Origin of the sequence: Dyella sp. A6 (genome assembly GCF_036320485.1) — a bacterium.
In the GTDB taxonomy this organism is placed as follows: Bacteria; Pseudomonadota; Gammaproteobacteria; order Xanthomonadales; family Rhodanobacteraceae; genus Rhodanobacter_A; species Rhodanobacter_A aluminiiresistens.
Window position 1 is genome coordinate 2,554,942 of record NZ_CP132911.1, and the last position, 25,798, is coordinate 2,580,739.

General features: G+C 67.5%; 31 protein-coding genes. 11 read left to right on the plus strand and 20 right to left on the minus strand.

Annotated elements, in window-relative coordinates:
• The first annotated feature begins 2 nt into the window (after positions 1 to 2).
• Positions 3 to 785, plus strand: coding sequence for a dioxygenase family protein (locus tag RA164_RS11455; RefSeq protein WP_329743535.1), 783 nt, complete (start codon positions 3 to 5; stop codon positions 783 to 785).
• Positions 786 to 806: 21 nt separating this feature from the next.
• Here the strand turns inward: RA164_RS11455 and RA164_RS11460 are convergent, their stop codons facing one another.
• Complete coding sequence (locus tag RA164_RS11460; RefSeq protein ID WP_329740983.1) at positions 807 to 1,193, minus strand: YkgJ family cysteine cluster protein; 387 nt, start codon at positions 1,191 to 1,193, stop codon at positions 807 to 809.
• Between the two features lie 124 nt (positions 1,194 to 1,317).
• Positions 1,318 to 2,181 carry a KPN_02809 family neutral zinc metallopeptidase gene (gene ypfJ, locus RA164_RS11465; protein WP_329740984.1) on the minus strand — a complete coding sequence of 288 codons (864 nt, stop codon included), beginning with the start codon at positions 2,179 to 2,181 and terminating at the stop codon, positions 1,318 to 1,320.
• A gap of 112 nt (positions 2,182 to 2,293) precedes the next feature.
• Here ypfJ and RA164_RS11470 point away from each other — a divergent pair, with 112 nt between their 5' ends.
• Positions 2,294 to 2,689 (plus strand): MAPEG family protein, encoded by a 396-nt coding sequence (locus RA164_RS11470; protein WP_329740985.1) that lies wholly within the window; start codon positions 2,294 to 2,296, stop codon positions 2,687 to 2,689.
• A 9-nt stretch (positions 2,690 to 2,698) separates the two neighbouring features.
• Positions 2,699 to 3,556, plus strand: a complete 858-nt coding sequence (locus RA164_RS11475) for a CPBP family intramembrane glutamic endopeptidase (RefSeq protein WP_329740986.1) — start codon at positions 2,699 to 2,701, stop codon at positions 3,554 to 3,556.
• A gap of 7 nt (positions 3,557 to 3,563) precedes the next feature.
• Here RA164_RS11475 and RA164_RS11480 read toward each other — a convergent pair whose 3' ends face one another.
• The 8 genes from RA164_RS11480 to RA164_RS11515 form a co-directional block, all read right to left on the minus strand.
• On the minus strand, positions 3,564 to 4,163 hold the full coding sequence (locus RA164_RS11480) for a Maf family protein (protein WP_329740987.1): 600 nt from the start codon (positions 4,161 to 4,163) through the stop codon (positions 3,564 to 3,566).
• A gap of 2 nt (positions 4,164 to 4,165) precedes the next feature.
• The gene (locus RA164_RS11485; RefSeq protein WP_329740988.1) at positions 4,166 to 4,615 is read right to left on the minus strand and encodes a GNAT family N-acetyltransferase; all 450 of its coding nucleotides are present in this window, start codon (positions 4,613 to 4,615) and stop codon (positions 4,166 to 4,168) included.
• 37 nt (positions 4,616 to 4,652) lie between these two features.
• Positions 4,653 to 5,123: a 23S rRNA (pseudouridine(1915)-N(3))-methyltransferase RlmH gene (gene rlmH / locus RA164_RS11490; protein ID WP_329740989.1), complete on the minus strand. Its 471-nt coding sequence runs from the start codon at positions 5,121 to 5,123 to the stop codon at positions 4,653 to 4,655.
• 136 nt (positions 5,124 to 5,259) lie between these two features.
• A complete protein-coding gene (gene rsfS, locus RA164_RS11495; protein WP_329740990.1) occupies positions 5,260 to 5,646 on the minus strand; it encodes a ribosome silencing factor in 387 nt (128 codons plus the stop codon).
• A 116-nt stretch (positions 5,647 to 5,762) separates the two neighbouring features.
• A complete protein-coding gene (locus RA164_RS11500) occupies positions 5,763 to 6,827 on the minus strand; it encodes an NAD(P)H-dependent flavin oxidoreductase (RefSeq protein WP_329740991.1) in 1,065 nt (354 codons plus the stop codon).
• Between the two features lie 111 nt (positions 6,828 to 6,938).
• A complete protein-coding gene (locus tag RA164_RS11505) occupies positions 6,939 to 7,313 on the minus strand; it encodes a pentapeptide MXKDX repeat protein (protein WP_329740992.1) in 375 nt (124 codons plus the stop codon).
• Between the two features lie 107 nt (positions 7,314 to 7,420).
• Positions 7,421 to 8,074 (minus strand): NrsF family protein, encoded by a 654-nt coding sequence (locus tag RA164_RS11510; RefSeq protein ID WP_329740993.1) that lies wholly within the window; start codon positions 8,072 to 8,074, stop codon positions 7,421 to 7,423.
• 5 nt (positions 8,075 to 8,079) lie between these two features.
• A complete protein-coding gene (locus tag RA164_RS11515; RefSeq protein WP_329740994.1) occupies positions 8,080 to 8,736 on the minus strand; it encodes an RNA polymerase sigma factor in 657 nt (218 codons plus the stop codon).
• Positions 8,737 to 8,878: 142 nt separating this feature from the next.
• On the opposite strand from RA164_RS11515, the gene RA164_RS11520 reads away from it, so the two are divergent.
• The 5 genes from RA164_RS11520 to RA164_RS11540 all read left to right on the plus strand — a co-directional run bounded on the left by RA164_RS11520 (position 8,879) and on the right by RA164_RS11540 (position 13,642).
• The gene (locus RA164_RS11520) at positions 8,879 to 10,606 is read left to right on the plus strand and encodes a cytochrome c biogenesis protein DipZ (protein WP_329740995.1); all 1,728 of its coding nucleotides are present in this window, start codon (positions 8,879 to 8,881) and stop codon (positions 10,604 to 10,606) included.
• 29 nt (positions 10,607 to 10,635) lie between these two features.
• A complete protein-coding gene (msrB, locus tag RA164_RS11525) occupies positions 10,636 to 11,256 on the plus strand; it encodes a peptide-methionine (R)-S-oxide reductase MsrB (RefSeq protein ID WP_329740996.1) in 621 nt (206 codons plus the stop codon).
• Between the two features lie 259 nt (positions 11,257 to 11,515).
• A complete protein-coding gene (locus RA164_RS11530) occupies positions 11,516 to 11,809 on the plus strand; it encodes a hypothetical protein (RefSeq protein ID WP_329740997.1) in 294 nt (97 codons plus the stop codon).
• Positions 11,809 to 12,072, plus strand: coding sequence for a hypothetical protein (locus tag RA164_RS11535; protein WP_329740998.1), 264 nt, complete (start codon positions 11,809 to 11,811; stop codon positions 12,070 to 12,072). Before RA164_RS11530 ends, RA164_RS11535 begins: the two co-directional genes overlap by 1 nt.
• Positions 12,073 to 12,085: 13 nt before the next feature.
• Positions 12,086 to 13,642: a PepSY-associated TM helix domain-containing protein gene (locus RA164_RS11540; RefSeq protein ID WP_329740999.1), complete on the plus strand. Its 1,557-nt coding sequence runs from the start codon at positions 12,086 to 12,088 to the stop codon at positions 13,640 to 13,642.
• A gap of 16 nt (positions 13,643 to 13,658) precedes the next feature.
• On the opposite strand, the gene nadD is transcribed toward RA164_RS11540, so the two are convergent.
• From nadD to RA164_RS11580, 8 genes are all read right to left on the minus strand, one after another.
• The gene (gene nadD, locus RA164_RS11545; RefSeq protein WP_329741000.1) at positions 13,659 to 14,297 is read right to left on the minus strand and encodes a nicotinate-nucleotide adenylyltransferase; all 639 of its coding nucleotides are present in this window, start codon (positions 14,295 to 14,297) and stop codon (positions 13,659 to 13,661) included.
• 13 nt (positions 14,298 to 14,310) lie between these two features.
• A complete protein-coding gene (gene holA / locus RA164_RS11550) occupies positions 14,311 to 15,327 on the minus strand; it encodes a DNA polymerase III subunit delta (protein ID WP_329741001.1) in 1,017 nt (338 codons plus the stop codon).
• A gap of 13 nt (positions 15,328 to 15,340) precedes the next feature.
• Positions 15,341 to 15,883 carry an LPS-assembly lipoprotein LptE gene (locus RA164_RS11555; RefSeq protein WP_329741002.1) on the minus strand — a complete coding sequence of 181 codons (543 nt, stop codon included), beginning with the start codon at positions 15,881 to 15,883 and terminating at the stop codon, positions 15,341 to 15,343.
• A 5-nt stretch (positions 15,884 to 15,888) separates the two neighbouring features.
• Positions 15,889 to 18,513 (minus strand): leucine--tRNA ligase, encoded by a 2,625-nt coding sequence (gene leuS, locus RA164_RS11560; protein WP_329741003.1) that lies wholly within the window; start codon positions 18,511 to 18,513, stop codon positions 15,889 to 15,891.
• Positions 18,514 to 18,626: 113 nt separating this feature from the next.
• Entirely contained in the window at positions 18,627 to 19,229 is a 603-nt protein-coding gene (locus RA164_RS11565) for a PqiC family protein (RefSeq protein WP_329741004.1), read from the minus strand.
• Positions 19,226 to 20,905 carry a PqiB family protein gene (locus RA164_RS11570; protein WP_329741005.1) on the minus strand — a complete coding sequence of 560 codons (1,680 nt, stop codon included), beginning with the start codon at positions 20,903 to 20,905 and terminating at the stop codon, positions 19,226 to 19,228. The genes RA164_RS11565 and RA164_RS11570 overlap by 4 nt, the downstream gene beginning before the upstream one ends.
• Positions 20,898 to 21,521 (minus strand): paraquat-inducible protein A, encoded by a 624-nt coding sequence (locus RA164_RS11575; RefSeq protein ID WP_329741006.1) that lies wholly within the window; start codon positions 21,519 to 21,521, stop codon positions 20,898 to 20,900. The genes RA164_RS11570 and RA164_RS11575 overlap by 8 nt, the downstream gene beginning before the upstream one ends.
• Complete coding sequence (locus tag RA164_RS11580) at positions 21,518 to 22,165, minus strand: paraquat-inducible protein A (protein WP_329741007.1); 648 nt, start codon at positions 22,163 to 22,165, stop codon at positions 21,518 to 21,520. The genes RA164_RS11575 and RA164_RS11580 overlap by 4 nt, the downstream gene beginning before the upstream one ends.
• A gap of 109 nt (positions 22,166 to 22,274) precedes the next feature.
• Between RA164_RS11580 and trxA the strand changes: the two genes are divergently transcribed.
• Together trxA and RA164_RS11590 are read left to right on the plus strand one after the other, a co-directional pair.
• Positions 22,275 to 23,138 (plus strand): thioredoxin, encoded by an 864-nt coding sequence (gene trxA / locus RA164_RS11585; protein WP_329741008.1) that lies wholly within the window; start codon positions 22,275 to 22,277, stop codon positions 23,136 to 23,138.
• A gap of 93 nt (positions 23,139 to 23,231) precedes the next feature.
• Positions 23,232 to 23,684, plus strand: coding sequence for a DUF4442 domain-containing protein (locus RA164_RS11590; RefSeq protein WP_329741009.1), 453 nt, complete (start codon positions 23,232 to 23,234; stop codon positions 23,682 to 23,684).
• A 40-nt stretch (positions 23,685 to 23,724) separates the two neighbouring features.
• On the opposite strand, the gene RA164_RS11595 is transcribed toward RA164_RS11590, so the two are convergent.
• Positions 23,725 to 24,390: a hypothetical protein gene (locus tag RA164_RS11595; protein ID WP_329741010.1), complete on the minus strand. Its 666-nt coding sequence runs from the start codon at positions 24,388 to 24,390 to the stop codon at positions 23,725 to 23,727.
• A gap of 2 nt (positions 24,391 to 24,392) precedes the next feature.
• Positions 24,393 to 24,917 (minus strand): RNA polymerase sigma factor, encoded by a 525-nt coding sequence (locus tag RA164_RS11600; RefSeq protein ID WP_329741011.1) that lies wholly within the window; start codon positions 24,915 to 24,917, stop codon positions 24,393 to 24,395.
• Between the two features lie 202 nt (positions 24,918 to 25,119).
• Between RA164_RS11600 and RA164_RS11605 the strand changes: the two genes are divergently transcribed.
• A complete protein-coding gene (locus RA164_RS11605) occupies positions 25,120 to 25,782 on the plus strand; it encodes a DUF502 domain-containing protein (protein ID WP_329741012.1) in 663 nt (220 codons plus the stop codon).
• The last annotated feature ends 16 nt before the right edge of the window (positions 25,783 to 25,798 follow it).

The window sequence follows — 25,798 nt, forward strand, 5'->3', positions numbered from 1 at the left end:
CCATGTCCACCCTGCCCAGCCTGTATATCTCCCACGGCTCACCGATGACCGCGCTCCAGCCCGGCGCCACCGGCGAGCGCCTGGCCGAGCTGTCCGCCAGCCTGCCGCGCCCCGAAGCCATCGTGGTCGCCAGCGCGCACTGGCTTGCCCCCGCCCCGACGGTCGGCGGCGCGGCGCAACCGGAAACCATCCACGATTTCCATGGCTTTCCGCCTGAACTGTACCGGCTGCGTTACCCGGCCCCCGGCGCGCCCGCGCTGGCCGCACGGGTAGCCAAGCGACTGCAGGCCACCGGCATGCCGGCGCGGCTGGACCCGCAACGCGGCCTGGACCATGGCGTGTGGGTGCCGTTGCGCATGCTGTATCCGCAGGCCGACATCCCGGTGATCCCGCTCACGATCCAGCCGCAGCTCGGGCCGGCGCATCAGTACGCCATCGGTCGCGCGCTGGCGCCACTGCGCGAGGAAGGCGTCCTGGTGATCGGTTCGGGCAGCATCACCCACAACCTGTACGACCTGCGCGCCGGCTACGACGCGGACCACGAGGCACCGTACGTGCGCCCGTTCATCAGCTGGATCGAACAACGTCTTGCCGCGGGCGATCTCGACGCCCTGCTGGACTACCGCCGCCAGGCGCCATTCGCCGAACGCGCGCACCCCACCGACGAGCACCTGCTGCCGCTGTTCGTCGCGCTCGGTGCCGCCGGCGAACAGGCGCACGCGCAACGCATCGACGCCGGGATCGACCTGGGTTTCCTGGCGATGGATATCTACCGCTTCGACTGACCGCCCGCGCCGCGGCTGCGCTCACGCGCTGCGCGGCAGCGGCGGGTCACTGGGGCCGGGGCGTTCCAGCCAGTCTTCCGGCGTCAGTACGGCAAGACCGTGCGCGATGCGCCCCTTGTCGCACTGCAGGCTGTGCCGGCCGAACTCCCACGACGGCTCGACTTCGCGGCAGACCGACGGCTTGATCGGATGGATGCCGCAGCAGGCAGCCTCACCGATGGTGCCCTGCAGCGCCACGCAACGCGGCGTTTTCGACTGCGTACCGCGCATCACCACGCGGTGCGGATCGAGTTTCTCGGTCAGCTCGACGGGCACCGTGCCGCCAAGAAAAGGATCGGTTTCGGACCAGTGGAAGGCGATCCGGAAATGCGCGCAGCAGGCGCCACAACTCAGGCAGGGATGACTCATACAAGCCAGCGAAAGCGCACCCCGAGGCGCGCAGCGAGCGGATTCTAGAGCCAGTCGCGAGCCGGCGGAAGATCCCCCGTCACGGCCTGCCGGCGTCGCCGACAGGCCGCTCCCGGAGTCCGCGTCAGGGCTCGCCGGCGAAGGTGTTGCAACTGCGTATATCGCCGCTGTCCAGTCCGGTCTTGAACCACTTCACCCGCTGCGCCGACGTACCGTGGGTGAACGAGTCGGGCACCACAGTGCCGCGTGCCTCGCGCTGCAGGGTGTCGTCGCCGATCTGGCTTGCCGCATTCAGCGCCGACGCCACGTCGCCGGGCTGCAGCCACTGCAGCCGTTGCTGGCTGCGGTTGGCCCACACGCCGGCGAAACAGTCGGCCTGCAGCTCCTGCCGCACCGACAGCCCGTCGGGCCCGTCCATCGGCACGCCACGGCGCTGCAGCTGCTGCACCTTGGCGAAGATGCCGAGCTGGTTCTGCACGTGGTGCCCCACCTCGTGCGCGATCACGTAGGCCCGCGCGAAATCGCCGCTGGCGTGGAAGCGCTGCTGCAGCTCGCGGAAGAAATCCAGGTCGAGGTAGACCTTCTGGTCGCCCGGGCAGTAGAACGGCCCCACCGCAGTGGACGCCGTGCCGCAGGCGGTGCGCACGCTGCCGCTGAAAAGCTCCAGCTTCGGGTCGACATAGGTACGCCCCATCGAGGCAAAAATGTCGCCCCAAGTCTTCTCGGTGGAGCCGAGTATTTTTTCCACGAAAAGCTTCTGTTGCGGATCGACCTGGGCCGGCTGGCTTGTGGGCGCATAACCGCCAGTCTGCTGACCGCCCTGGTCCAGCAGGGCCATCGGATTCTTGAAGAACACCCAGCCGAGCACGGCCAGGATCAGCAGGCCGCCAAGTCCCAGCCCACGGCCACCACCGAAACGCGGACCTCCGCCACCGCCGCCGCTGTCGACTTCCACGTTGTTGCTGGTTTCGCCTTTTTGCCAGTCCATCGCACCGTCCTCGTCCAGGCTGCCGTCTGCGGCATGCAACCATGACGATAGCGCCAGGCGCAGGCTGCGGCCAAACCGTTAAAGTGGGATACCGCCACCAAAAAGCCTGCCCATGCTCCAGCAACTCCCCGCCCTGGTCGTCCTGCTTTCCGTGCTGCTGATGTTCGGCACCATGTACGCCGCGGGCAAGGCACGCGAGAAACACAGCATCAAGGCACCCGCCACCAGCGGCCATCCCGCGTTCGAGCGCGCCTACCGGGTCCAGATGAACACGCTGGAAAGCACAATGCTGTTCCTGCCCACGCTGTGGCTGGCCGTGCATTACGGCTTTGCCGCCTGGGCCGGCGTGGCCGGGCTGGTGTGGGTTGCCGGCCGGATCTGGTATGCCCTGGCCTACCTGCAGGACGCATCGCGTCGCGGCGGTGGCTTCCTACTTGGCATGCTAGGCTGGGCCGCGGTCGTGCTGATGGCCGTCACCGGTATCGCGCGCACGCTGCTGGCCGGCTGAAGGTCCACCATGAATTCCGCGTCGATCACATCTCCGGCCGAACTGCCGCCTCTGCCACCGCCAGCGGCACGCATCGACAACGGTCCGCCACAGCTGCCGCAGGCCCCCGGGCTATGGTCCGCGGTCGGCATGATCGCGCTGTATTTCCTGCTGCAGCTTGCACTGAGCGTCGCCGGCGGGTTCATGGTCGGGCTGGTCGTCGGCCTGAAGCACATGGGCGAGACCGGCGCGCGCATCCGCCAACAGGTCTCGGCGATCATGCAGCAGCCCGACGCGCTGACCCTGATGGTCGTGCTTACCGTACCGTTGGCCGCACTGGTCGTGATGACGGTGGTCCGCCGCAACTGGCCACGGCTGTGGACACAGGCCTACCCGCCGGGCTTCGGCATGCGCCGGCCGGTTACGCCGGCGTTTTTCGTCATCGCCGCCACGGTGGGACTGCTGGTGCCGCCGCTGGGTGGCCTGATCACGCAATGGCTGGCGCACGGCCAGCAGGTGACCCAGAACGTGGCCCAGATGGGCCAGAGTGCGACACCGGCGATGCGTGCCCTGCTGCTGGTCGTCGTGGTCAGCGTCGGCCCGCTGGTGGAAGAACTGCTGTTCCGCGGGGTGCTGCTGTCCGCGCTGCTGCGCCGCTTCCCGACAGCCTGGTCGGTAGCCGCATGCGTGCTGTTGTTCGGCCTGGTGCATCTGCCCGGCCTGCACTTTCGCTGGTACGCCTTGCCCGACCTGATGCTGCTCGCGCTGGCGCTGTGCTGGCTGCGGCTGAAGTCCGGTTCGCTGTGGCCTTCGGTGCTGGCGCATGGCGTCAACAACCTGGTGGCGATGGTGGCGCTGTTCGTGACCGTGGCGCATCACCACACCTGATCCGGCCTTATCCCACCGGGCCGAACAGCACCATGCCGGCCTCGCGCAACAAACGGGCCGTCTCGAACAGCGGCAGCCCCATCACGCCCGAATAACTGCCTTGCAGATGCTCGATCAGCGCCGCGCCGGCGCCCTGGATCGCATAAGCCCCGGCCTTGCCGAACGACTCGCCGGTGGCCACGTACGCCGCGATCGTGGCCTCGTCCAGGTCAGCGAAACGCACCTCCGACTCGCAGCCGGCCACATGCTCGTCCGCAGCACCGACCAGCCAGGCCACCGAGATCACCCGATGGCTGCGGCCCGACAGCCGGCGCAGCATCGCGGCCGCGTCCGAGGCGTCGCGTGGCTTGCCGAATACCTCGTCGTCCAGCACCACTTCGGTGTCCGCGCCCAGTACCCAGGCATGCACGGCATCGCCCAGCGCTTCCCTGCCCGCACGGGCCTTGTCGCGGGCGACCCGGCTGACGTAGTCGTACGGCGACTCGCCGGCTGTGCGCTGCTCGGGCACATCCACATCGAGCGCGGAAAACGCCACGCCGAGTTGTTCGAGCAACTGGCGCCGACGCGGCGACTGCGAGGCGAGGTACAGCTGCGGTGCAGACGCCATGGTCACAGTCGCAGCCCGTAATGGCAGAAGTGCTGATCGCGCTGCCAGCCCAGTGACTCGTAGAGTGTCTGCGCCGGCAGATTGTCCAGCGCAGTGGAAAGCGACAGGCTGGATGCGCCACGTGCTGTCGCCGCGGCAGCGGCCGCCTGCATCAGGGCTTTCGCCACGCCCTGCCGACGCGCGGAGATCGCCACGAACAGGTCATTGAGCAGATAGGTACGCACGGCACGCACCGATGAAAACAACGGATACAGCTGGGTGAAGCCCAGCGCCGCACCCTGCGCATCGCGGGCCAGCAGGATCAGCGACTCGCTCCGCTCGATCCGCTCGGCCAGAAAGTCACGGGCGCGGACGGGATCGGGCGCCTGGTCGTAGAACTGGCGATAAGCGTCGTACAGCGGAGCCAGATCGTCGAGATCGTGGACAGTCGCCGACTCGATGCGGAAGGACATGGAAGCTCTCCGGGTTTGCAGTGTGGTCGCCTGACGATCAGGCGCGATGGTAGGGATGGCCGGCCACAATCGTCGTGGCGCGGTAAAGCTGTTCGGCCAGCACCAGCCGCACCAGCATGTGCGGCAGAGTCAGCGGCCCCAGCGACCAGCGCTGGTCGGCCCGGGCCAGAACCTCGGGCGCGTGGCCGTCCGGTCCGCCGATCAGGAAGGCCAGTTCGCGACCGGCCATGCGCCAGTTCGTCAGCTGCGCTGCCAGATCCTCGCTGGACCACGACTTGCCGCGGCCATCGAGCGCGATCACATGACTGTCGCGCGGCAGCGCGGCCAGGATCGCCACGCCCTCGTCATGCATGGCGCGTGCATCGTCGCGCCCCTTGCCGCGTACGCCCGGTTTCAGCTCGATCAATTCCAGCGGCAGCTCGTGCGACAGACGCTTGCGGTACTCGGCAAAACCGTCAGCGACCCAGCCGGGCATGCGCTCGCCGACGGCGATCAGGCGTGCGCGCACGATCGCCGTCCAGCCAGTGCGGGGCCTACCCGTCCGGGGCCTACGGAAAAAGGCATCACGGCGTTGCCGGATACCCGTCGGGCGATGCCGGTGTCGCGTTCTCGCCCACCCGCGCGGGAAGACGGATGTCCCTGGGTCACACCGCGCCCGCGGCGTCGAGGTCGGGCTCGCGGTCGCCGATGGTCCACAGGCGCTCCAGCCCGTAGAACTCGCGGATGCGCGGCAGCATGACATGGACGATCACGTCACCCAGGTCGACCAGCACCCATTCGGCTTCCTGCTCGCCTTCCACGCCCAGCGGCATCACCCCGGCTTTCTTGGCGAACTTCACCACTTCGTCGGCGATGGATTTGACGTGACGGGCCGAGGTACCGGAGGCGATTACCAGCAGATCGGCGATGGAGGTCTTGCCGCGGACATCGATCTCGCGGATGTCCTTGGCCTTCAGTTCTTCCAGCGCGTCGATGACAGTCTTGCGCAGGGCGGCCGTGGTGTCGGCCTTGACGTTACGGGTTGTGCTCAAGTGCGGGTGCCTCGCGGCGTGGTCTGTACGCGGGATCGCGTAGCCCCATTATAGCCGCCAGACCACAAACGCAAGAGATTGCGCCCGCTGGCCGGCCCGGACGGCCCCGGCGCGGCTCAGCCCAGCGCACGCGCCGCGCTGTCGTATTCGTCCATCAGCAGCGCCACCAGTTCGCCGGCGGGCAGGTTGCGCGCCATCGCGGCGGCCTGTCCGCACCACTCGGACAGCAGGTCACCGCGCCCGGCCTGTGCCGCGGCACGCCGCAGCGGCGCGGTAAGCGCGTTGAGCACCGGATAGAGTGGCAGCGCGTCGACACCGGGCTCCATCATCGCCACGTAGTGGTTGCGCAGGCCGCGGGCCGCGCGCCCGGAAAAACTGCGTATGGTGACCACACGGTGTTCCTCGACATTCGGCAGGTCGCGCTTCCAGGCTGCGGCGGCGGTCGATTCCGGACAGGCCAGGAAGGCCGTGCCCAGCTGGCTGGCGGACGCGCCCAGCACCTCGGCAGCGAGCATGCCGCGGCCATCCATGATGCCGCCGGCGGCGATCACCGGAATCTCCACGGCACGGGCCACCAGCGGCAACAGCGCGAACAGGCCAATCATGGATTCTTCCGGCGCATGCAGGAAGCTGCCGCGATGACCGCCCGCCTCGGCGCCCTGCACGCACACCGCATCGGCTCCCAGCTCGGCCCAGGCGCGCGCCTCGGCCACGCTGGTGGCATTGCCGACCACGACGATGCCGCGCTGTTTCAGTTCGTGTACCTGCGTGGGCGAAATCAGGTCGAAGGCGAAGCTGGCCACCGCCGGGCGCGCTTCGCACAGGGCAGCGAACTGGTCGGAGAAGCGTGGTGCCCAGCGTGCCGGCATCGTGGTGCGTACATCGAGGCCTTCGCGTTCCATCAACGCATCGAGCCGCTCGCGCGCACGTGCCACTGCCGCCATGTCGGGCTCTAAATCGTCGGGCAGCACGAACAGGTTGATCGCAAACGGCCGACTCGTGCCGGCGCGGATCTGGGTCGCCTGGTCGAGTATGGCCTGCGGTTCCAGGTAGCCAGCCCCCAGCGAACCGAGGCCGCCCGCCGCTGACACCGCAGCCACCAGCGCCGCAGACGTGGACCCGGCCATCGGGGCCTGGATCAGTGGATGCTCGATGCCGAGCCGGCGCGCGAACGAGGACATGCTGACCACCACGTGCGGAAAGTCGCGGTCATTATCCGCCTCGCGGGCCGGTTACGCACGAACACCCCCGACGTGGCGGGCCACAATGCGCCCGCCATGCCATGCGGTCGCTCAGCCGCCGTGCCCCATGGCTGCGTCCTTCTTCATTTTCTTCGCGTCTTTTTTCATGGCATCCATGCTGCCTTTCTTCATCATGTGGCCGTGTTTCTTCATGTGGTCGTGCTTCCACATGGCGTGATGCTTCATCGCATCCTTCTTCTTCATCGCATCCTTCTTCTTCATCGCATCTTTCTTCATCATCATGCCGTCCTTGTGCATGGTGCTTTTCATCATCGCATCCTTGTGCATCTCTCCCTTGTGCATCGCCTCCTGCGACATCGACGAGCTGTTGCCCGCGCTCATCGCGTCCTGCGCGAAGGCCGGAGCCAGGGCAAAGCAGCCGATGGCGACAGCCACGGCAAGGGTGCTGAGCATGCGTGTGTTCATGAGTGGAATCCTTGTATGCGGAGAAAGCGTGGAAAGCCGCGACGCGACCCCCATAGGCTTGTTCGCCGAAGGTACCCTCACGGTTACCTCGCTGCGTAAACGCCGCGTCAATGCCGCGTCAACAGTCGCCCGCCCATCGCCGCATTCAGCGCCACCACGATGCCTACCGCCAGCGCATGGGTCAGCAGGTCGGTGGCGGCAGCGTCGAAGGCGTGGCAGATCTCCAGCAGGCTGGCCGATGCCGCCGCGCTGGCCAATCCCACCATCATCGCCGCAAGCACCGGGCGCAACGGGCAGGCCCGGCGCAATAGCCAGATCATCAGCGCCGACAGCGGTATCGAGAAGCTGACGATGAACACCAGGCAATCGGTGGACTGATGCAGCGTGGCGATGCTGGTTCCCGGCGCCAGCCAGGTGCGCAGACAACCCACGCCGCTGGCGCCGATCCACAGCAGCGCGCCCGGCAACGGCAGCCAGGCCCATGCACGCGAGCGCCCCGGCACACCAAGCGTGAACGCCGCCCATGCCGCCGACACGGCCGTCAGCACCGCACCCGCGGCGGCCCAGGCCAGGTCGTGGGCTCCAGCCCAGCGTCGCAGCATGGGCGCGGTACCGTAATGGACCAGCAACACCACCGCGATCGCCGCCACTGCCAGCAGCCAGCAGAGCGTACGCAGCCAAGGCGGCAGCAGACGCCGCACCGGCGTCAGCTCTGCGCCCAGCGCGTCGATCAGGGCTTGGTGGCGTGGATCGGACGACATGGGTATCAGGGTTCTCCGTGCAGACGCCCGCGCAGGGCTTTCAGTGCGCGGTGCAGGTTCACTTTCAGGGCACCGGTGTTGCGCCCTGTGCGTTCGGCCACCTCGGCCAGCGATTGTTCCTTCAGGCCCAGCTCCTCGACCGCCTCGCGTTGTCCGGGCGGCAGGGTTTCGATCGCCGCGCGCAGGCGCGCGGCCTCCTGTGCACGCTCGCTGTCGACACTTGCATCGTCGTGGCCGTGCGCCAGGTCCAGCACGGACTCGTCGTGCACCTCGCGGCGATCGCGGCGTCCACGTCGACGCAATGCATCGATCGCCCGACGGCCCGCGATGGCAGCCAGCCAGGCATCGTAGGAACGAGCCGGATCGTAGGTGTGCCGCACCCGATGCACGGTGAGCAGGGTTTCCTGCACCACGTCGTCGAGCAGATCGACCGGCACCCCGTGACGCCGTGCCACGCTGCGGACCAGCGCCACCGAATCGGCCAGCACGCGCTCGTAGGCGCGACGGTCGCCGGCCTGTGCGGCCGCCATCCACGCAGCGCGGCGCTGGTCGGCTGGCTCGTCAGGGCTGGAGGATTCGGCTGACACGCGCGCGCAGAGGTCCGATGACGGCGAAAGTCCATCATCTAGTACCCAGGTCGCCTCGGTGGTCAAGTGCAGCATGCAGATTCCGCGGCAAAGCACTCATCATGCGATTCGCCGCATCCATCGCCGCCGTTACTCCGTATCGGTTGCGACGAAGGTGTAACCGGCGCACCGATCACGGCGAATAACCCGTCGAACCTATTCCAGGAACCTGCTGATCATGATCCTGCTGCTTCTCGCCTATCTCGGCGGTGTGCTCACCATCCTCAGCCCGTGCATCCTGCCGGTGCTGCCATTCGTGTTCGCCCGTGCCGACCGGCCATTCATGCGCAACGGCCTGCCGATGCTGGCGGGCATGGCACTGACCTTCGCACTGGTCGCCACGCTGGCCGCGGTGGGCGGCGGCTGGGCCGTGCACGCCAACCAGTACGGCCGCATCGCAGCGCTGGTGGTACTGGCCCTGCTCGGCCTGACCCTGCTTTCCACGCATCTGGCCGAATGGATCACGCGGCCGTTCGTGGCGCTGGGCAACCGGCTGTCGCAGCGTTCGCACGATGACGGCGACTCGATCTGGGGCGCGGTGGGCCTGGGCATCGCCACGGGCCTGCTGTGGGCGCCCTGCGCGGGACCGATCCTGGGCCTGCTGCTGACCGGTGCGGCACTGAAGGGCGCCAGCGTGGCGACCACGCTGTTGCTGCTGGTCTATGCCGCTGGCGCAGCCACCTCGCTGGCTTTGGCGCTGGCCGTGGGCGGTCGCGTGTTCGCCGTGATGAAGCGGTCGCTGGGCGCGGGCGAGTGGATCCGCCGCGTGCTGGGCGTGCTGGTGCTGTGTGGCGTGGCAGCGATCGCGCTGGGACTGGATACCGGTCTGCTCACCCGCGTTTCGCTGGCCAGTACCAACCATATCGAGCAGACCCTGATCAATGCCGTGCGGCCCGCACCCGCCGAAGCCGCGGAAGCGCAGCCCAAGGCCGGGCAGGCACTGCCGGTGGAGGGGCGGTTCCCGTCGCTGGCCGGTGCCACCGGCTGGCTCAACAGCGCACCGCTGACGCGCGCCTCGCTGCGCGGCAAGGTGGTGCTAGTCGATTTCTGGACCTACTCCTGCATCAACTGCCTGCGTTCGCTGCCCTACGTCGAGGCCTGGTACAACAAGTACAAGGACCACGGACTGGTGGTGATCGGCGTGCATTCGCCGGAGTTCGCCTTCGAGAAGGACCCGGCCAACGTGGCGGCGGCGGTCAAGCGCCTCGGTGTCACCTACCCGGTGGCGCTGGACTCCGACTACGCCATCTGGCAGGGCTTCAACAACGAGTACTGGCCCGCCCACTACTTCATCGACGCACAGGGGCGTATCCGTCATCACCACTTCGGCGAAGGTGGCTATGCCGAGAGCGAGGACGTGATCCGTCGCCTGCTCGCCGACGCCGGCTACAAGAACCTGCCCGGCGGCTACGTGGACCCCGATGGCAAGGGTGCGGAAGCGGCCGCTCCCGGCGATGCCAACCGTTCGCCGGAAACCTATGTGGGTTATGCCCGCGCGGAGAATTTCGCCAGCGGCCAGGTAGCCCATGACGACCCGTTCGACTACCACGCCCCGGCCACCCTGGCGACCAACCAGTGGGCACTGGACGGTCGCTGGACGGTGCACCCGCAGTCCGCCGTGCTGGAACGGGCCGGCGGCAGCATCACCTACCGCTTCCGCGGCCGCGACCTGCATCTGGTGCTGGGTCCGGGCAAGGACGGCAAGCCGGTACGTTTCCGCATCACCCTGGACGGCAAGGCGCCCGGCGCCGACCACGGCATGGATACCGACGCCGCCGGCAACGGCACGGTGACCTCGCAGCGCCTGTACCAGCTGGTACGCCAGGCCCACGGCACCGGCGAGCGGGTGTTCGAGATCACCTTCCTCGATCCGGGCGTGCATGCCTACGCCTTCACGTTCGGTTGATCCGCAGGGGCTGGCCCAGGGAGTCCGTCATGTCACGCATCGATGATGTTGTCGTCATGGAACGCCGCCGTTTCCTTCGCTCGGCCTTGGTCGGTGGAGCGGTCCTGGTCACTGGCGGCAGCCTGGCACTGCCACGCCTGCTTGCAGCCGGTGCCGACACCTGGCCACCCGGGCTGATCCACACCACTCCCGGCATGGTGCTGCTGGAAGTGTTCGCCGACGACGGCCGCGACCTGGGCCGGAAACGCCTGCCCCGGCTCGTGCTGAGCGACGCCGAATGGCATCGGCGACTGTCGCCGGCGGCCTTCGACATCATGCGTCGCAGCGGCACCGAGCGTGCCTTCAGCGGTCCGCACGAACGCCCCGCCGCACGCGGTATCTATCGCTGCGCAGGCTGCGCCACGGCCCTGTTCGACGACGCGACCCAGTTCGACTCCGGCACCGGCTGGCCCAGCTTCTGGCAGCCGATATCCCATCTCAACGTGATCGAACGCAACGACGACAGCCTTGGCATGGAACGTACCGAGGTGCGCTGTGCCCGCTGCGAAAGTCACCTCGGCCACGTCTTCGACGACGGCCCGCGCCCGACCGGCCTGCGTTACTGCATGAACTCGCTGGCCCTGCATTTCGTGGCGCGCACGGCCGGCTGAAGCCACAGGCCGCTCCCGCGCCACGCCACCCTGACCGGCCGCATTGCCGACCGGCCCTGCGCTATGCATAATAAGAATTATTCGCATTAACTGACAGACGTCGCGGCCTGTCCGGCGGTGCCCGGCAGCTGCATCGGGCCGGTCGCCACGGAACAAGCGTCGCCGCGTGGCATATCCGATCTCGCGCAGGGCCTTGCATGTCCAGACCTATTCCCCACCCGTCGTGCCGCTGCCGGTATCCAGCGCAGGACACACGCTCATGAGCGCATGGTTGCCGGGCATGGCTGGCGTGGCCAGCCTCATTTCCGCCGTCCTGATCTACGCCGCATCGCCGCACGGCCGGTGGTCCGCGGGCCGCTGGCGTCCCCGCCTGCTCGCTACCGGTGTCGCATCGGCCGTGCCGGCGCTGGGCGGCTGGATCGCCGCCCTCGGCGTCGGCGCCGGATGCTGCGCGATGCTGGCCGGCTGGATGCTGGCCTTGCTGGTGCAGCCCGGCGCAGGTCTGCTCGTCGGTCATGCCCCGACCGCCACGGCCGCACGGGACCACGCCTGATGTGGGCCCGTGCGAGTGCCGGGGTCGTGCCCGGGTTCTTCCTGGTGACGGCCGTCATCGGGCTGGTCGACTGGCTGCTGCCCGGCCCCTGGCAGTCGGCCCTGGTGCCCAGCGTGCTGGCGTTCTGCCCGCTGTGGGTCGGGGTGATCTGCGCCAGCCTGCAGTTCGCGGGCGGTCGGCAGGCATGGCTGTGGCTGGGCGCGCTGGCCGGCACTGGACTGCTCCTGCTGCATGCGCTGCAGACGCTCGACTGGGTCCGCTGAGGCAGGCACAGCGATGAAACTGAAATCCACCACCCTGCGGGCCTTCACCGCCCTGCACTCATGGGTCGGCCTGTGCGCAGGATTCGCGCTGTTCGTGGCGTTCTACGCGGGCGCCATCACCGTGTTCCAGCAACCGGTGCAGCAATGGGCCTCGCCGCGGACCGTCGCCGCGGCCTCGCTGGATGACATGCAAGGCCTGCTCGACCACGTGCTGGCCACGCATCAGGAAGCACGCATCCGGCTGGGCATGACCTTCCCCGGTTATGCAGGGAACAGCCCGACCGCCTACTGGCCCGACCGCCACGGCACATGGCAGTTCGCGTCGCCGGAGCAGCCTGATGGCGGCCCGACCCTGCCCGGTGCCGCGCTGCCCGAGCTGATCAACGCACTGCACTATTCGCTGGGCCTGCCGCTGGCCGGCATGTACCTGATGGGGGTGGTCAGCCTGCTGTACGGCATCGCCTTGGTCAGCGGCCTGATCATCCACCTGCCTCGGCTGACGAAGGACCTGTTCGCCCTGCGCCCCGGACGCAACCTGAAACGCTTCTGGCAGGATGCGCACAACGCCATCGGCGTGCTGAGCCTGCCCTTCCATGCAGTGTTCGCCGTCACCGGCGCCATGCTGTGCCTGTCCGTGGTGCTGATGATGGCAATCGGCCCGCTGGCCTACCGTGGCCAGCTGCTGGGCGCATCGGCAACGGCGATGGACACTGCACCGCAGCGTCCCGTAACCGGTGTCGCCGCCACGCTGGCACCGGTTTCGACCTGGGTCGCACAGGCACGCGCGGTCGCACGACAACAGGGATTGCGGGATTTCGAGCCGCGCTACCTCAAGCTGTCGCATGCAGGCGATAGCCACGCGACCGTGGAAATCACCGGTGAGGTGCCACATGCCATGGCGACCGGCACGCTGGCGCTGGACGCCCATGACGGCACCTTGCTGGCTGACCAGTTGCCGGGCCAGCGCGACGCCAACCACGCCACTCTGGCCTGGGCATACGCGCTGCACTTCGGCGACTACGGCAATGCGCTGGTGCAATGGCTGTATTTACTGCTCGGACTCGGCGGCGCCTTCCTGTTCTATTCCGGCAATCTGCTGTGGATCGAGACGCGCCGTCGGCGCCAGCAGGCCGAGCAACGCCGTTCGTCGCGGCTGATGGCCCGCGCCACGGTAGGCGTGTGCATCGGCGTCTGCGTGGCGATCTCGAGCGCCGCGGTGGCTGCGCAGTGGCTGCCCCGGCTGGGCCTGTCGGTGGACAATGGCGAGCGCTGGGCGTGCTTCGTCAGCTGGGCGTTATGCCTGCTGTGGGCCTGCCTGCGCACACCGGCCCAGGCCGCGCGCGAACTGCTGTGGCTGGCCGCCGTAGTCACCGCAATGGTCCCGCTGGCGCACGGCATGGCCACCGGCGCGTGGTTCTGGCGCAGCGCGGCGGCCGGCCAGACTGCGATCGCCGCGGTCGACCTTGGCGCACTCGCCCTGGCCGCAGGCTTCGCCGCCATGGCTCGCGCTTCCGCACGCCGCGCCCGGACCGGCGAACCGAACAGCGTGTGGGCCGATACCCGCGAGTGAAGCGTGCCCGCGCCGCTCAGGCGACGCGATGGCGATAAGGTGCCAGCAAGGCCTCGTCGGCCAGCAGGCCGGCGGGCAACAGGTAACGCGGCACGCGGCCTTCGGCCAGCAGCTCGCGTACATGGGTGGCGGAAATCTCCAGTGGCGTGATCGGCACGGCGGCAACCTGACCGGCGGCGCTGTCGGCCAGCGCCGCCGGCGGCACCAGCCGCGCCTGGGTCGCTTCGTGCAACGCGGCCGGCCAGGCCAGCGCCGTGCCCGGCCGGGTCAGCACGCCGACGTGGGCCAGCTCGAACAATGCCTGCCAGCGATGCCAGCTGGCCAGGCCCGCAAAAGCATCCTCGCCGACCAGCAGCACCAGCGGGCGTGCACCGACTTCCGCACGCAGCGCGGCCAGCGTGTCGACCGTATAGGAAGGCCCCGCACGCTCCAGCTCGCGGGCATCCAGCGACAGCCGCGACTGTCCCGCCAGCGCGGCGCGCAGCATGGCAACCCGCTGCGCTGCCGTGGCGACCGGCGGCGGCCGGTGCGGCGGCACGCTGGCCGGCATCAGGCGGACATCGGCGCCCAGCACCTCGGCTGCTTCCCAGGCTGCGTTCAGATGACCGATGTGCACCGGGTCGAAGGTGCCGCCGAGGATCGCAAGCGGGCGCATGATCCGGACCAGATCAGGCCAGGGCGCCGGCCGCGCGGGGTTCGGCGATGGCCGCGACCAGCCGTTCGGCTTCCAGCCACGGCTCGCCGGCCTCGCGTCCCTTGGCCATGCGGTCGATTCGCGACGCACGGGCCAGGCAGGCCAGCCAGTGCTCGCGCGGCGCGCGGCGGAGTGCCTTGCGGAACAGTTGTTCGCGCGCGGGCCACAGGCGCTCGGCGCGGGCCTGCGCGGCAAAGTCGCGCGCGTTGGCCAGGCGCAGCGCCAGCTGCAGTTGGTTGACCAGCCAGCCCATCAGGCCGATCAGTTCTTCGCCCTCGGCATGCAGCCCGGCCAGAATGCGCAGTGCGCGCGCGCCGTCGCCGGCAAACGCCGCATCGGTGAGCTTGAAGGCATCGTAGCGGGCGCTGTCGGCGACCAGTTCCTCCATCGCCGCCGCATCGATGCGCGCGCCATCGCCACCGCGCAGCACCGCCAGCTTGTCGATCTCCTGCGCCGCGGCAAGCAGGTTGCCCTCGACGCGTTCGGCCAGCAACGCGGCCGCGTCGGGCGTCGCCGACAGTCCGCGCGAGGCCAGCCGAGCACCGATCCAGGCATTCCATTCGTTCGGTCGCGGCGCATTGAACACCACCATCGCGCCGGCAGCATCCAGCTTCTTGCTCCAGGCACCTTCGTGCTTGTTGCTCCAGGTGGTGGCGGTGACCAGCAGGGTCACGTCGGGCGGCGGATCGTTGCAGAATTCGACCAGTGCTGCCGCCCCGTCCTTGCCCGGACGACCGGTCGGCAGACGCAGGTCGATCAGCCGCCGGGTGGCGAACAGCGACATGCCGGCACCGGCACGGGCCAGGTCGTTCCAGTCGAAATGCTGGCCTGCGTCGAGCACCTCGCGCTCGGTGTAGCCCAGCTGGCGCGCCTGCGCGCGCAGCGCATCGGCCGCTTCGAGCACCAGCAGTTCCTCACCCGCCAGCAGGTAAACCGGCCGCAGCTGATCGGCGGCCAGCGACTTTTGCCATTGGGCGATGTTCAGCGGCACGGGCTGTCGGCACTCAGTGCGAGTGGTCCATCAGCGCGGCCGAGGGCGACACGGTCTGCGGGTGCCTGGCGGCCGCCTGCAGGCGGAACAGGATCGCCTGCACCATGTCGTCGGTGAGGCTGCGCTGCAGTTCTTCCACTTCGGCCGTGCTGCCTACCGTGTCGCCGGCGTTGTAGCTGTATTCGCGTGACATGTTGATCTGCTGGTTGGGCACGATCACGTTGCCGCTGCCGTCCTTGACCAGGAATTCGACGTGGTAGCGCACGGCATACTCAGTGACGCGGGCCGAACCGTTGATGCTCAGCGAATCGGTGCTGAACTGGGCCGTGCCCACGTCCAGCTCGGCGATGCCGGGGCCGCTGGTGTCCTCGACATCCACGCCGGACGCGTACAGCGTGCGCGCCAGGCTGCGCTGCAATTTGCCGCCGCCGTTGACGGTGAGGTGCAGGTGCTGCATCGACGGCGGCAGCGACGCACTACGCCGCAGATGGAACCCGCAGGCACCCAGCGCGAGACTGCCCAGCAGCAGCAGCGAGATTCGGAACGGACGGCTCATGGCGTTCATCCTGCAACGATGTTGACGATCTTGCCCGGCACTACGATCACCTTGCGCACGCTCAGTCCTTCCAGGAACGTCCGCACGTTGGGAAGGGCCAGCGCCTGCGCCTCGACGGCATCCTTCGCGGCGTCGGCGGCCACCTCGATGGTACCGCGCAGCTTGCCGTTGACCTGAACGGCCAGGGTCAGCGAGTCGCGCACCAGGGCACTCTCGTCCACCTGCGGCCACGGCTGGTCTTCCAGCACGCCGACGGGATGGCCAAGCACCTGCCACAGCCGGTGGCTGACGTGCGGCACCACCGGGTTCAGCAGCAGCACCATGGTTTCCAGCGTCTCGTGACGCACGGCCCGGCCCTGGGCGCTCATGTCGGTGAACTTGCCCACCGCATTGAGCAGCTCCATCAGTGCGGCGATCGCGGTGTTGAAGGAGTGGCGGCGGCCGAAGTCGTCGCCGACCTTCTGGATGGTTTCATGCAGCTGGCGACGCAGCGCCTTCTGGCCGGCATCGAGCGTGGCCGGATCGACCACCGGATGGTCCGGCTGCGATGCATGCGTGACGACCTCGCGCCAGAACCGGCGCAGGAAGCGGGCCATGCCCTCGACCCCGGCCTCGTTCCATTCCAGCGACTGTTCCGGCGGGGCCGCGAACATCGAGAACAGGCGCACCGTGTCGGCACCGAACTTGCCGACCATCGACTGCGGATCGACACCGTTGTTCTTCGACTTGGACATCTTCTCGATGCCGCCGATCTCCACCGGCAGGCCATCGGCCTTCAGCACGGCACCGGTCACGCGCGCCTTGTCATCGCGCTGGATCTCGACGTCGGCCGGGCTGATCCAGTCCTTCGAGCCGTCGGCGTTCTCGCGGTAGAAGGTCTCGGCGATCACCATGCCCTGGCACAGCAGGTTGGTGGCCGGCTCGTCGGCCTGCACCAGGCCCGCGTCGCGCATCAGCTTGTTGTAGAAGCGGAAGTACAGCAGGTGCAGGATCGCGTGCTCGATGCCGCCGATGTACTGGTCGACCGGCAGCCAGTAGTTGGCGCGCTCGTCGACCTGCTCGGCGGCGCCCGGCGAGGTGTAGCGCGCGTAGTACCAGCTCGACTCCATGAAGGTGTCGAAAGTGTCGGTCTCGCGCTCGGCCGCACCGCCGCAGGTCGGACAGGCGGTCTTGCGCCATTCCGGGTCGGCCTTGATCGGCGACTGCACACCCGAGAACGCCACGTCCTCGGGCAACAGCACCGGCAACTGGTCTTCCGGCACCGGCACGTCGCCGCAATGCGGGCAGCGGATCACCGGAATCGGGCAGCCCCAGTAGCGCTGGCGACTCACGCCCCAGTCGCGCAGACGGTAGTTCACCCGGCGCTCGCCCTTGCCGTCCTTGCCCAGTACCTCGGCGATGGTGTCGAAAGCTTCGCGGTAGTTCTTGCCGTCCAGCACGCCGGAATTCACCACGCGCATGTCGGCGCGGGTCTTGTCGCCGTACCACTCCTGCCAGCGTGTCGCGTCGTAGCCCTCGCCGTCGACCGCGATCACCTGCCTGATCGGCAGGCCGTACTTGGTGGCGAACTCGAAGTCGCGCTCGTCGTGACCGGGCACGGCCATCACCGCGCCGGTGCCATAGCCCATCAGCACGAAGTTGGCCACCCACACCGGCACCTTGTCGCCGGTGACCGGGTGGATCGCGAACAGGCCGGTGGCCATGCCGCGCTTTTCCTGGGTTTCCAGCTCAGCCTCGGACACGCCGCCTTGGCGCAGCTCGGCCAGGAACGCGGCCAGCTCGGGGTTGTTCTCCGCCGCCTTGACCGCCAGCGGATGCTCGCCGGCAATCGAGACGAAGGTGACGCCCATCAGCGTGTCGGGACGCGTGGTGAACACGGTCAGCGGCTCGGCCTCGCCGTCCACCGCGAAATGGATTTCCAGGCCTTCGCTGCGACCGATCCAGTTGCGCTGCATGGTCTTCACAGCGTCGGGCCAGCCCGGCAGCGTGTCCAGGCCGTCGAGCAGTTCCTGCGCGTAGTCGGTGATCTTCAGGAACCACTGCGGGATCTCGCGCTTTTCCACCAGCGCGCCGGTGCGCCAGCCGCGGCCGTCGATCACCTGTTCGTTGGCCAGCACGGTCTGGTCGACCGGGTCCCAGTTCACCACGCTGTTCTTACGGTAGGCCAGGCCCTTCTTCATCAGGCGCACGAACATGCGCTGCTCGTGCACGTAGTAGTCCGGCCGGCAGGTGGCGAACTCGCGGCTCCAGTCGATCGCGTAGCCCAGCGACTTCAGCTGGCCGCGCATGTGCTCGATGTTGGCGTAGGTCCACTTCGCCGGCGCGGTCTTGTGCTTGATCGCGGCGTTCTCCGCCGGCAGGCCGAACGCGTCCCAGCCCATCGGCTGCAGCACGTTCTTGCCCTGCATGCGCTGGAAGCGGCTGATCACGTCGCCGATGGTGTAGTTGCGCACATGCCCCATGTGCAGCGCACCGGACGGATACGGCAGCATGGAGAGGCAGAAGAACTTCGGCCGCGCCGGATCTTCCTTCACCTCGTAGGCTCGATGCTCGCTCCAATACCGCTGCGCGGCGGCTTCCACCGCCTGCGGATCGTAGTCGTGGGTACCCTGTTCCTGGATCTCTTGCATGTTCTGCTGCCGTTATGCCGGGATTCGGCGCCGGAAACCGCCATGGCCGGCGCACCGCGTAGAACGCGCCAGACTAGCAGAACGACGCCCGCCCGGGAGCCGTCCGCGCCCGCTCAGCCTCCCGGACAGGCCGGTACGCGGCCACCGGCGACGGCCGGCGCCACGCCGGCGATACGTCCGGCCAGTGCCGTCAGCGCCTGCTGATGGCCGGCGACCAGTGCGTCGAAGCCACGGCCGACGGGTTTCTCGATCCGGCTGGTACAGGCCAGCACGGCACCGTTCTTGAGATCGTGGACGCTCCATGCAGCCTCGACCAGCGCGTACTGGCCGGGGTCGGAGTCGAAGCGGCGCACGTCCACCTTGATGCGCAGTACCGGCTTGTCACCCGCCGGCAGGCCACTGACGTCCTGCGTATGGAGGTCGCGGGCAAGGTCGGCCGACAACGCACCGCGGATCTCGTCGCCCAGCGGCGCGATCCAGCGGTGATCGTCGAGCATCGCGACGCCCTGTGCGTTCTGGCGGACGACCAGTTGCGGCTGGTCCACCTGCGCGGGAATCGTCACCGGCAGCAGCGCGAACCGGAATGGCGCCTGCGCACCCACCGGCGACTGGCTGCCGGCCGGTGCGATCAGCGTGTAATAGTGCATCGGCGCCGAGGCACAGGCCGCCAGCATGACGGCCAGGGCGGCAAGCGCCGGGTAACGCAGACGGATCATGGCTTGCTCCCTTGCGAGGCATTGGACGTTGCTGCAGGCGCTGGCTGCATGAGTTTGGGATCGGCGCGGCGGCCGCGGATCAGCGCATCCGGATGCACGCCCAGGTAATCGCTGAGCACGCGCAGCGAGCGGGCCATCCGGCGCAGTTCGTCCAGCGTGGCGCCCAGGTTCTGCTGCAGTGGCGAGTCGCCGGCCAGCATGTTGTTGGCCGAGCCCAGGGTGTGCTGCGCGCCCTTCAGTGTGTCGTTGACCTGTGGCAACACCTGGCCATTGACCTGTTTCAGGGTCTTGTCCAGATCGGCCAGCGTGCTGTTCAGATGCTGGCCGATGCTGTCGAAGGGAACCTTCTGGATCTTGGTCACGATCTCCGCCAGCTGCTCCTGCAGCTTGTCGAAGCTGCCCGGTGCGGTGGGAATCTCCAGCGGCCGCACATCCGGGTTGTAGTTGACCTTGGCCGCATTCGGCAGGAAGTCCAGCGCGATGTACAGCTGCCCGGTCAGCAGGTTGCCCGTACGCGCCTGCGCGCGCAGCCCATGTGCCACCAGCATGCCGACCATGTGCGACAGATCGGCGTTGTCGCCACGCGCCTTGGCCAGCGCCACCAGCTTCTCGTTCGCGCGTCCGAGCCGCTGCGGGTAGACCACTGCACCGACGATCAGCGGGAAGCGCTGTGTCTTCTCGTCGTAATCCATTCGGATCGACACCACCTTGCCGAAGTCGACGCCAAGGAATTCGACCGGCGCGCCCACCGTCAGCCCGCGCAGCGACTGATCGAAACGCATGCGGATGTAGTGCGGCGGACCGTCCGGCGGAGCCATCGCCGTGGCCTCGTCACCGAACAGGCGGAAGCTGGCATCTTCCTTGGCCGGCGAGCTGTCATGCGGCCCTTGCGGACTCTGGAAAGCCACGCCACCCGCCAACACGGTGGCCAGCGACTGGGTGTCCAGCTTCAGCCCGTTGGCGCCCAGCGACACGTCCACGCCACTGGCATTCCAGAAACGCGAGGACACCGAGACGAAACGGTCATACGGGCTGTCCACGAAAATCTGGATCGAGACACCCTGGCCATCCTTGTCCAGCCGGTAGGACGCCACCTGGCCGACCTGGATTCGCCGGTAGTAGACCGGCGAACCCACATCGAGCGAGCCCAGGTCGCTGCTGTGCAGGACGAAGCTGCGACCGGACACATCGTGGGTGACCGACGGCGGGAACTCCAGCCCCTTGAACTCGTGCTGCGGTTTTTTCGAATCGCCGACATCGACACCGATGTACGCACCCGAAAGCAAAGTGCCGATACCCGACACGCCGCCCAGGCCGATCCGCGGCCGCACCACCCAGAACCGGGTCCCGGCGGTGGCGAAATTTTCGGCGCTCTTGTCCAGGTCCACCCGGACTTCGACATGGCTGTGATCGCGGCTGAGCCGGATCTTGCGCACCTTGCCGATCACCACGCTCTTGTAGGTCACGGGGGTCTTGTTCGCAGTCAGTCCCTCGGCCGTCTTGAAGCTGATGGTGATGACCGGTCCGGCCTGCATCCAGGCGTGGACCATCAGCGAGATGCCGACGACCGCAGCCAGGATCGGCACCAACCAGATCAGCGATACGCCGACACGGCGATGCCGCACGACCGGCTGGGGCAGCTCGCCATCTTGTGGCGTGGTGGATTGATCAGTCATCGTCGCCCTTGTCATCCCATATCAGACGTGGATCGAAACTCATCGAGGCCAGCATGGTCAGCACCACGGTGAGGCCGAAATAGATCACCCCGGGCAGCGGCGCCACCAGGCTGAAGAAACCGAACTGCACCAGCGCCGTCATCAGCGCCACCACGAAAACGTCGAGCATCGACCAGTAGCCGACGAACTCCACCAGCCGGTACAACCGCGCGCGCTGCGGGCGGGCCCACTGGCTGCGCCGCTTCGCGCTGATCAGCAGCGTGCTGAGCACCAGGAACTTGGTCAGCGGCACCAGGATGCTGGCGGTGAACACGATCACGGCCAGGTCTGGCGAGCCCTTGGCCCACAACTCCATCACACCGCTAATGATGGTGTTGTCGTCGACATCGCCGAGGCTGGCCGTGCGCATGATCGGCAGCACATTGGCCGGGATATACAGGATGAAGGCGGCGATCAGCAATGCCCAGGTCCGCGCGAAGCTGGCCGTCTTGCGCCGGTGCAGCGAGGTGCCGCAGCGTGGACAGACCATGCCCTCGCACGCCGCATCACGGCAGACCAGCCCGCATACGTGGCAACTGATCAGGCCAAGTTCGCTTGCGCGCGGCAAGGCACTCATGCATGCGGCTCCGGCACCATGTCCCACAGGCGACGCAGGTCGATGCCGGCGAACACGGTGATCAGGATCACCAGCACCGCATAGGCGAACACGCCCACGTCCGGTATGACGTCGAAGTACAGATGCGCCTTCACGATGGACACCAGCACCCCGAGCACGAACACCTCGCTCATCGTCCAGGGCTGCAGGTAATGCAGCATCACCATCAGGGCACGGAACCCCGGTGCTCGCCGTCCGACGCGACCGAACAGCAGCAGCCAGCCCAGGGTCAGGATCTTCACCAGCGGAAAGAAGAACAACGTGGCCGCGGCCAGCAGCGAGACCACCTTGGCATCTTCCGTCCACATCGTCGCGATCATGCCCCACAGCGTGGTGCTCACATCGGTACCGTTCAGGCCAAAGGTGACGATCGGCCAGACATTGGCCTCCACGAACACCACCAATGCAGTCAGCACCAGCGCCAGCATCGCACCGGTACCCAGACTGTGATGACGCTCGAGCACCGCATGGCAGCGTGCGCAATGGGCGGTTTCCCCACGCGCCAGCGGGCGCCGCTGGTACACCGTGTCGCAATGCTCGCAGATCAGCAGCGACGCCGCGCCCGACGAAGGGGGCTGGTCGATGACGGTGGATGGAGCGCTCATGTCCGCCATTCTCGCAAATCCCGCCGCCGTACGCGCGCGTCCGCAGCCACTTGATATGCTCGTGCCTGCCCCGACCTAGTGCGGGCATCACGCCAACCCGGAGCATTTCGTGACCGACACCGCCAGCCCCCATGTCTTCGACGTCGACCAGGCCAACTTCGAGACCGAGGTCATCAAGGCCTCGCTGGAAATGCCAGTGCTGGTGGATTTGTGGGCAACCTGGTGCGAGCCCTGCAAGACACTGGGGCCGATGCTGGAAAAGCTTGCCGTCGAATACAACGGCGCCTTCCGTCTGGCCAAGGTCGACGTGGATGCCAACCAGGAGCTGGCCGCCATGTTCGGCATCCGCTCCGTGCCCACCGTGATCCTGGTGAAGGACGGCCAGATCGCCGATGGCTTCAGCGGTGCACTGCCGGAAGGCCAGCTGCGCGAATTCCTGTCACGCCACGTGCAGCCGCTGGAGGGTGGCGGCAACGATCAGGCCGATGACGCACCGGCGGAAACACCCGAACAGGCCATCAGCCGCCTGCAGCAGGCCATCGCCACCGCCCCCGACCAGGCCGAGCTGAAGCTCGAGCTGGCCGTCGCCCTGGTGCAGGCCGGACAGAGCGACGCTGCCGAGGCCGAACTCGACACCCTGCCCGCGAACCTGGCCACCGACGGTCGCGCCGTGCGCCTGCGCAGCCAGCTCGACCTGGCGCACTCGCTGCAGGACGCTCCCGCACTGGGCGACCTGCAACAGCGTGTGGAAGCCAATGCCGAGGACTGGCAGGCGCGCGACCTGCTCGGCGTGCGCCTGCTGCTGGGCAATGACCCCGCGGCCGGCCTGGAACAATTCCTGGCCATCTTCGAGCGTGCCCGTGACTGGAACGACGGTGCCGCGAAGAAGCGCCTGCTCGCGGCCTTCAACACACTGGACGACGCCGAACTGGTGGGCCGCTATCGCCGACGGATGGCCTCGCTGCTGTTTTGAGCACGCCAATCCGGGCACGCCAGCCACGGCCGGCGCCTATCCATACGTCAAGGTATGTTATGGTCGGCCGCCCCCTGACTGGCCCCGTGAACCATGCGTGCATCCACTTTCCGCAGGCTGCTGAACCTGTGGCCGCCGTTCCTGTTCAACAGCATCCGCGTGCAGTCGGTCAGCGACGACTACCTCGAAGCCAGGGTGACGCTGCGCCTGCGCCCCTGGAACCGCAACTACGTCAAGAGCCAGTTCGGCGGCAACCTGTTCGCGATGACCGACCCGTTCTGGATGCTGCTGGTGATGCAGCAGCTCGGCAACGACTACTACGTGTGGGACAAGTCGGCCACCATCGACTTCGTGGCGCCTGGCCGCGAGGACGTCTTCGCCCATTTCAAACTGGAACCGCAGGTGGTGGACGAACTGCGCGCCGCCGCAGCCGGCGGCGAAAAGGTGCTGCGCTGGTTCGATACCGAGGTGAAGACCGCCAGCGGCCAGCTGGTGGCCAAGGTCCGCAAGCAGCTCTATGTGCGGCTGAAGCCACAGGCGCGTTGAGCTCTGACCTTGCTCGCAGGCGAAGGTTTGCGGCAGTAGTTCACTCCCGTTCGAAACTCGCCATCTCCGCCAAAGCCTCTTCGGCCCTGACGATGGCGTTGCCCGCCAGACCGTTTTCCAGCCAACGGCCGTGGCCGAGCCAGCGCACCACGTAGCGCGCCAGAAACACCGCACCTACCCCGACACCCAACGACAAGGCCATCCATACCAGCACGACGGGCCGGACGTGCTGCCACAGGTTCAACCCGAAGCGATCCCCCTCGTACTGCGCGCCCATCAACAGCGCTGGTATCCAGATCACACCACCCAGCACTGCAATTAACGGCGCTTCCACCTTCACTCTCCACGCGCGCATCCGTACGAGATGCCGCTGAATTTCCAGTACAGGCGCGGCGTAGTCGATACTCTGCTGCATCTGGAGCAGATGCGCTGAAAGGATCAGCGCCAACGTGCCGAGCACCTGCATGGCGACACCGCAAACTACGTTCTGCCATACCGACGCATGCGTCGACCAGAAGCTGATGCCCCACAGCATGGCGGCGAGGCCGAACACGATCTGCAGTGACTGCCTCCACACCAGCGGACGCAGATGGCGACGCAGACGATCGGCCAGCCCCTGGTGGAACAACTGCTCGTTCAACGCATTCTGCCGTTCCAGTTGCTGCACCAGCGCCGGCCAAGCCATCTTCATCTCGTCGAGTTCCATCGTCATGCTCCGGTGGCCGCTGCGCCAGCCATCTGCCCGCGCAGCGTCTGCTTGATTCGGCCAATCTTGGTGGCCACGTTGGTTTCGCTGATGCCGAGGATCTCGGCGATCTCGGCATGGGACCGGTCCTCCAGATAGAGCAGGATCAACGCGCGATTGAACGCATCGAGCCGCTCGATGAAGGCGTATAGCTCGCCCCGCCGCTCGTCCGGCTCCACCGGAAGTTCGCCACCGATGGTATCCAGGTGGTGCGGCTGCAGCGGTTCGAGCTTTCCGTCCAGCGAAGCCCTGCGACGACGCGACTGCGAGATCGCCACGTTCAGCGCTACCCGATAGAGCCAGGTGGAAAACTTCGACCGGCGCTCGTCGTAACGCCCGAACGAGCGCCAGGCCTGCAGCCGGATCTCTTGAGCCAGATCGTCACGGTCCACCAATGACGCCGCATAGATAGACGACACCTTGAATACGATGCCGCGATGCTCGTGCAGCCATGCCTCGAATCGTTGCTGGTGACGTCTGCTTGTCATGCTGCCCGCGTTCCCGTTGCCTGCCCCATGATTCGCACGGCCCGCAGGAAAATCACACGCCGGGGATGTCCGCGCCCGGGAAAGCATCGTCAGCACTGCCCGGCTGCCGGTATCCCGTGGCCATGTCCCCGACTCAGTATCGGCACACCCGTTACGCTGCCTTTAGAATGACATGGCCCCTATTCGAGCGAAGCACCTGCCCATGCAGCCCCTGCGTCTCAAGCGCTATCTCCTGACCGGCCTGCTCACCTTCATCCCGCTGTGGGTGACCTGGCTGGTGTTCAAGTTCGTGCTGGGCCTGCTGGCCGACATCGGTGCGCCGGTGGTCGCTGCCTTCGTGCAGGCACTGGGCCTGGTCGCGCCGCATGCGGCCGAGGCACTCAACCAGCGCTGGCTGATCTTCATCCTGGCACTGCTGCTGACACTGGGCGCGCTGTACCTGCTGGGCTGGCTGGCGAACCGGGTGATCGGCCAACGCCTGCTCGACGCCTTCGACAACCTGCTGCAGCGCATTCCGCTGGTGCAGACCATCTACGGCGGCACCAAGAAGCTCATGACCGTGCTGCAGAACAAGCCAGGCGGCATGCAGCGCGTGGTGCTGATCGACTTTCCGCGTAAGGGCATGAAGGTGGTCGGCTTCGTCACCCGCACCCTGATCGAGGAAGGCACCGGCCGCGAGATGGCAGCGGTCTACATCCCCACCACGCCCAACCCCACCGGCGGTTACCTCGAGCTGGTGCCGGTGGACGAGCTCACCCCCACCGACTGGACGATGGACCAGGCGATGGCCTTCATCATCTCCGGCGGTGCGGTATCGCCCGACAGCTTGCCCGCGCCGCGCCCCGGCCAGGACCTGCCGCATTGAGCCAGACCGGGTCGTC

Bases quoted from the DNA above. Each gene is read 5' to 3' on its own strand.
- RA164_RS11455 (WP_329743535.1), top strand. From the start codon at position 3: ATGTCCACCCTGCCCAGCCTGTATATCTCCCACGGCTCACCGATGACC.
- RA164_RS11460 (WP_329740983.1), bottom strand. From the start codon at position 1,193: ATGAGTCATCCCTGCCTGAGTTGTGGCGCCTGCTGCGCGCATTTCCGG.
- ypfJ (WP_329740984.1), bottom strand. From the start codon at position 2,181: ATGGACTGGCAAAAAGGCGAAACCAGCAACAACGTGGAAGTCGACAGC.
- RA164_RS11470 (WP_329740985.1), top strand. From the start codon at position 2,294: ATGCTCCAGCAACTCCCCGCCCTGGTCGTCCTGCTTTCCGTGCTGCTG.
- RA164_RS11475 (WP_329740986.1), top strand. From the start codon at position 2,699: ATGAATTCCGCGTCGATCACATCTCCGGCCGAACTGCCGCCTCTGCCA.
- RA164_RS11480 (WP_329740987.1), bottom strand. From the start codon at position 4,163: ATGGCGTCTGCACCGCAGCTGTACCTCGCCTCGCAGTCGCCGCGTCGG.
- RA164_RS11485 (WP_329740988.1), bottom strand. From the start codon at position 4,615: ATGTCCTTCCGCATCGAGTCGGCGACTGTCCACGATCTCGACGATCTG.
- RA164_RS11500 (WP_329740991.1), bottom strand. From the start codon at position 6,827: ATGTCCTCGTTCGCGCGCCGGCTCGGCATCGAGCATCCACTGATCCAG.
- RA164_RS11505 (WP_329740992.1), bottom strand. From the start codon at position 7,313: ATGAACACACGCATGCTCAGCACCCTTGCCGTGGCTGTCGCCATCGGC.
- RA164_RS11510 (WP_329740993.1), bottom strand. From the start codon at position 8,074: ATGTCGTCCGATCCACGCCACCAAGCCCTGATCGACGCGCTGGGCGCA.
- RA164_RS11515 (WP_329740994.1), bottom strand. From the start codon at position 8,736: ATGCTGCACTTGACCACCGAGGCGACCTGGGTACTAGATGATGGACTT.
- RA164_RS11520 (WP_329740995.1), top strand. From the start codon at position 8,879: ATGATCCTGCTGCTTCTCGCCTATCTCGGCGGTGTGCTCACCATCCTC.
- msrB (WP_329740996.1), top strand. From the start codon at position 10,636: ATGTCACGCATCGATGATGTTGTCGTCATGGAACGCCGCCGTTTCCTT.
- RA164_RS11530 (WP_329740997.1), top strand. From the start codon at position 11,516: ATGAGCGCATGGTTGCCGGGCATGGCTGGCGTGGCCAGCCTCATTTCC.
- RA164_RS11535 (WP_329740998.1), top strand. From the start codon at position 11,809: ATGTGGGCCCGTGCGAGTGCCGGGGTCGTGCCCGGGTTCTTCCTGGTG.
- RA164_RS11540 (WP_329740999.1), top strand. From the start codon at position 12,086: ATGAAACTGAAATCCACCACCCTGCGGGCCTTCACCGCCCTGCACTCA.
- nadD (WP_329741000.1), bottom strand. From the start codon at position 14,297: ATGCGCCCGCTTGCGATCCTCGGCGGCACCTTCGACCCGGTGCACATC.
- RA164_RS11555 (WP_329741002.1), bottom strand. From the start codon at position 15,883: ATGAGCCGTCCGTTCCGAATCTCGCTGCTGCTGCTGGGCAGTCTCGCG.
- leuS (WP_329741003.1), bottom strand. From the start codon at position 18,513: ATGCAAGAGATCCAGGAACAGGGTACCCACGACTACGATCCGCAGGCG.
- RA164_RS11565 (WP_329741004.1), bottom strand. From the start codon at position 19,229: ATGATCCGTCTGCGTTACCCGGCGCTTGCCGCCCTGGCCGTCATGCTG.
- RA164_RS11570 (WP_329741005.1), bottom strand. From the start codon at position 20,905: ATGACTGATCAATCCACCACGCCACAAGATGGCGAGCTGCCCCAGCCG.
- RA164_RS11575 (WP_329741006.1), bottom strand. From the start codon at position 21,521: ATGAGTGCCTTGCCGCGCGCAAGCGAACTTGGCCTGATCAGTTGCCAC.
- RA164_RS11580 (WP_329741007.1), bottom strand. From the start codon at position 22,165: ATGAGCGCTCCATCCACCGTCATCGACCAGCCCCCTTCGTCGGGCGCG.
- RA164_RS11590 (WP_329741009.1), top strand. From the start codon at position 23,232: ATGCGTGCATCCACTTTCCGCAGGCTGCTGAACCTGTGGCCGCCGTTC.
- RA164_RS11595 (WP_329741010.1), bottom strand. From the start codon at position 24,390: ATGGAACTCGACGAGATGAAGATGGCTTGGCCGGCGCTGGTGCAGCAA.
- RA164_RS11600 (WP_329741011.1), bottom strand. From the start codon at position 24,917: ATGACAAGCAGACGTCACCAGCAACGATTCGAGGCATGGCTGCACGAG.
- RA164_RS11605 (WP_329741012.1), top strand. From the start codon at position 25,120: ATGCAGCCCCTGCGTCTCAAGCGCTATCTCCTGACCGGCCTGCTCACC.